At 46.0% G+C, this 3,803-nt stretch carries 4 protein-coding genes; all 4 read right to left on the bottom strand.

Going from position 1 to position 3,803, the window contains the following annotated elements; genetic code table 11:
* Positions 1 to 162 precede the first annotated feature (162 nt).
* Positions 163 to 1,290, bottom strand: coding sequence for a phosphatidylinositol-4-phosphate 5-kinase (locus B5F78_RS16125; protein ID WP_087407222.1), 1,128 nt, complete (start codon positions 1,288 to 1,290; stop codon positions 163 to 165).
* 66 nt (positions 1,291 to 1,356) lie between these two features.
* Positions 1,357 to 2,646, bottom strand: a complete 1,290-nt coding sequence (locus B5F78_RS16120; RefSeq protein WP_087251548.1) for a M16 family metallopeptidase — start codon at positions 2,644 to 2,646, stop codon at positions 1,357 to 1,359.
* The gene (kdsB, locus tag B5F78_RS16115; protein WP_087398084.1) at positions 2,643 to 3,404 is read right to left on the bottom strand and encodes a 3-deoxy-manno-octulosonate cytidylyltransferase; all 762 of its coding nucleotides are present in this window, start codon (positions 3,402 to 3,404) and stop codon (positions 2,643 to 2,645) included. The genes B5F78_RS16120 and kdsB overlap by 4 nt, the downstream gene beginning before the upstream one ends.
* 218 nt (positions 3,405 to 3,622) lie before the next feature.
* The coding region (locus tag B5F78_RS17450) for a hypothetical protein (protein WP_162608583.1) at positions 3,623 to 3,803 on the bottom strand (181 nt) is incomplete at its 5' end.

Raw genomic sequence — 3,803 nt, 5'->3', positions numbered from 1 at the left:
GCTCCTGTTCTTCGTCAGATAGCCCGCTATCTTCCTCATCACAAAAGCGAAAATGCCTCAAAAACTCATCCCAAATCATCGCACGATAAATTCAAAACAGCTTCTAAATGTTTTTAATACTTATATGCGTATTGTCTGGATACATCATAGCCATGCCGGTTACTACTTCTTGTCTGCCGCATTCAGCAACCGTCCGTTACGGAAGGTGCCTTGGCGTGTCACATTTCCTTGCGCATCGGTTTCCACAAAAGCTCCGTCTTTCTTACCATGCTTAAAAAAGCCTTCAAAGCGCGAACCGTCTTTGTTGACAATTGTGCCCTTGCCGTGCTCCTTGCCTCCTGCAAAACTTCCGGTATATACTGAGCCGTCTTGCATGTGAAGCACTCCTTGCCCTTCGGCAACATTGTTCTTCCATTCGCCTTCATACTCGTCACCGTTACCCCATTTGTAATATCCGTGTCCAGAGCGTTGGTTGTTTTCCCACTCACCTTCGTACACGGCACCGTTCTGCCAAGTAAATGTTCCTGTTCCCTCCTGTTTGCCGTTCTTGAACTGACCCACGTACTTGTCTCCATTCGGATAGGTGTAGGCTCCTGTTCCGGTCCGTTCGCCATCCACGTAATCCCCTTCGTATGTTTCACCGTTCTGAAAGTGATACACGCCTTTGCCGTGCTGTACATCACGTACCCAATCGCCCACGTATTTGTCGCCATTAGTATAATAGAAAGTACCTTGCCCGTCGCGCTCGCCACTCTTCCACTGTCCTTCATATTTTGAACCATCTTCCCAAATCATCACACCGGATCCGTCCTTCAGGTCGTTTTTCCACTCTCCGTCATAATTGGCACCTCCGCTCCAAGTATAAATGCCTTTGCCGTTCCGTTTGTCGTGGTGCCAGAAACCTACATATTTGTCACCGTTGTAATAGTACATCGTACCTTCGCCTTCCTGAAAATCCTGATACCACATTCCTTCGTAGCGGTTGTTATTCATAAAGTAATAAGTACCTTTGCCATGCTGCTGGTCTTCGAACCATTCACCTACGTATTTTTCCCCATCGGCGAAAGTATAGGTTCCCGTTCCCTGTCGTTTGCCTTTCACATATTCCCCTTCATAGATATCTCCGTTTTTGAATACGGTTTTTCCTTTGCCGTTCGGGCGACGGCTCTTCAGTTCACCAGTGTATTCCGACCCGTCCTTGAATTTATAGTAACCCAACGACATTTGGGCGGAAGCGCACAGGCTCCCCATGGCCAAAAAGGCACAAAATAATCCTATATATTTATTCATGCTTATTCTACTTATTTGTTTAAATCGTCCAAAATTAGTTTTTTTCAACCAGCCGTGACAATTTCATTACACTTTTTTACCTGCTACTACTGCTATTAAGTTTTCTTTGCAAAAATGTTTTTGTGCCAACGACAGGATTTCATCGGTACTTACTTCACGAATAGCCTCCAGGGAGCGTTCAAAGAAATCGTTTGCCAATCCGGTGGTTTCGATAAATATCCATGCATCGGAAAGTGAGAACGCACCTTCATAAGAGCGGCACATGTCGCCGAGCATATAATTGCGCACCATCTCCAATTCCTCGGAAGACACCTTTTCCGAGCATAGGCGATCCATTTCCTTGAATACTTCGGTAATGATTGGCTCTATATATTCGTTGGCAGCCTCAGTACTGATGCCCAGCACGCCTATTCCTGGATAATTGACCAGTCCGGCACCTATTCCATAAGTGTATCCTTTTTCTTCGCGGATGTTCGACATCAGCCTACTCCCGAAATAACCGCCAAACAGTGTGACCAGCACGCGTAGCTTCAGGTAATCGGGATGCTGCTGGGGAAGCGAGAAGGCACCCATCTTCAACGAACTTTGAAGAGCATCGTCTTTTTCCACAAAGAGGCGGCGACAGTTCTCCGTATCGGGTAAATATTGCTCAAAGGTAGCTGTGTGCGAACTTTCGCCCCAAGATGTTTCACCGAAATGCTGTTCGATACAACGCAATATCTCGGGAGTTACTTTGCCTGATACGTACATCGAACAATTAGCTGAATGATAATAGGTACGATAAAAACGCACCAATGCGTCTCGAGTGATGTGGTCGTAGTCGTCCAATTCAGCGTATCTTCCCAATGGGTGTGTAGAGCCAAAAAGAGCACGATTCAATCGTTTACGGGCCATCACGTCCACCCTACGGGCATTCACCCGGAACTGCTGTTTATTGGCATTGACGATGACCGAAAGTTCTTTTTCCGGGAATACAGGTTCTTTCACCATCGAAGCCACCACCTCAACAGTGCGTGGAAAGTGCTTACCCAGCGAATATAGCGTGATAAAACCATAGTTGACCGATGAAGACAAATCGAGCCACGCACCATAATAGTCCAAACGTTCCGCTATTTGCGCCGATGTCAATAAGCGAGTACCCTCGCGTAACATACGGTTGGTAAACATTGCTTGTAAAGGTTGCTCTTGGTTCCATTGCCCACCCTTCATCAGCAGGTCAAAACGGATGACATCTTCATCGCCCACCTGCATGATGTTCACTGGGATGCCGTTACGCAGCACGTAACGTTCGGGTTCCGGTATCGAGAAATGCTCTATCTGGCGTATTTCAGGAGCTGTTGTTCTGTCAAGACTCATAGCTGTTGGAAATGTTCTTGCAAGAACTTCTCGGCACGAGCCAAGTCTTGCGGGGTGTCTATGCCTATTGTTTCTACATCACTGATACCCACTTTGATGACGTATCCGTTTTCCAACCAGCGTAGTTGTTCCAGCGATTCGGCCAGTTCTAGCGGGGACTGGGGCAGGGCTGTAATTTCCTTCAGTACCTGAGAGCGATAAGCATACAGTCCGATGTGTTTGTAGTATGTATGCGAGGATAACCATTCTTGGCGGTCTTTCCCACGCAGGAAAGGAATGATGGAACGACTGAAGTACAAAGCATTACCATTTCTCCCTACCACAACCTTGGGCGAATTGGGATTTTCCAGTGCATCCAATCCATTTGTCGCATTAAAGGGTTTCACCAGCGTAGCTATCTGTGTAGCAGGGTCGTCAAAACAGGCCTTGAGAGTTTTCAGCTGCGAAGGTTGGACGAAAGGTTCGTCGCCTTGGATATTGACTACTACGTCGAATTCTCCTCCCACTTTCCGGTAAGCTTCCGCACAACGGTCTGTTCCGCTCCGGTGCGCAGCAGAGGTCATTACAACTTTTCCACCAAACGACTTAACAGCAGCTTCGATGCGCTCGTCGTCAGTGGCCACGTATACATCATCAAATACACCGTATACTTGTTCATACACTCGTTCAATAACCGGTTTTCCTCCCAACAATGCCAGCGGCTTGGCAGGAAAACGAGTTGATGCATATCTTGCAGGAATGATTCCGATAAAATTCATGGCATTCTTTTTTTGGTTTGAGTATGCAAATGTAGGAAAAATCTACGGAAAAACCTTCTTCTGTATATAGATTTCACATGCATACCCCATGGTTCTTTCATTTGGGCATTGATATTAAGGTGTATAATTTTCCCCCACTCCTTGGAGACTGTTTTGAATTAATCAAAGAAAAATGTGATGGGCATCTAATTAATTTGGTAATCAAATTCCAAAAGTAATCAAAACAGTTGGAGTTTCTGATTGGGTTGCGTTATCAATCCAGACAGCCTGAAACAGATACTGAACCTTTCAGAAGCTGTTTTGAATTTCTCCAAAAAGTTTTTCTTGGCTTGATGTATCCGTTTTCGTGTGTGCTTTGGGCGATTTTTTGGTCCTTTCCGCTCCTGTTCTTCGTCAGAT

The sequence above is a fragment of the Bacteroides sp. An279 genome, assembly GCF_002159615.1.
GTDB lineage: Bacteria > Bacteroidota > Bacteroidia > Bacteroidales > Bacteroidaceae > Phocaeicola > Phocaeicola intestinalis.
Note: the sequence above shows the minus strand (reverse complement) of the source record. Positions and strands in the feature narration are given on the sequence as shown.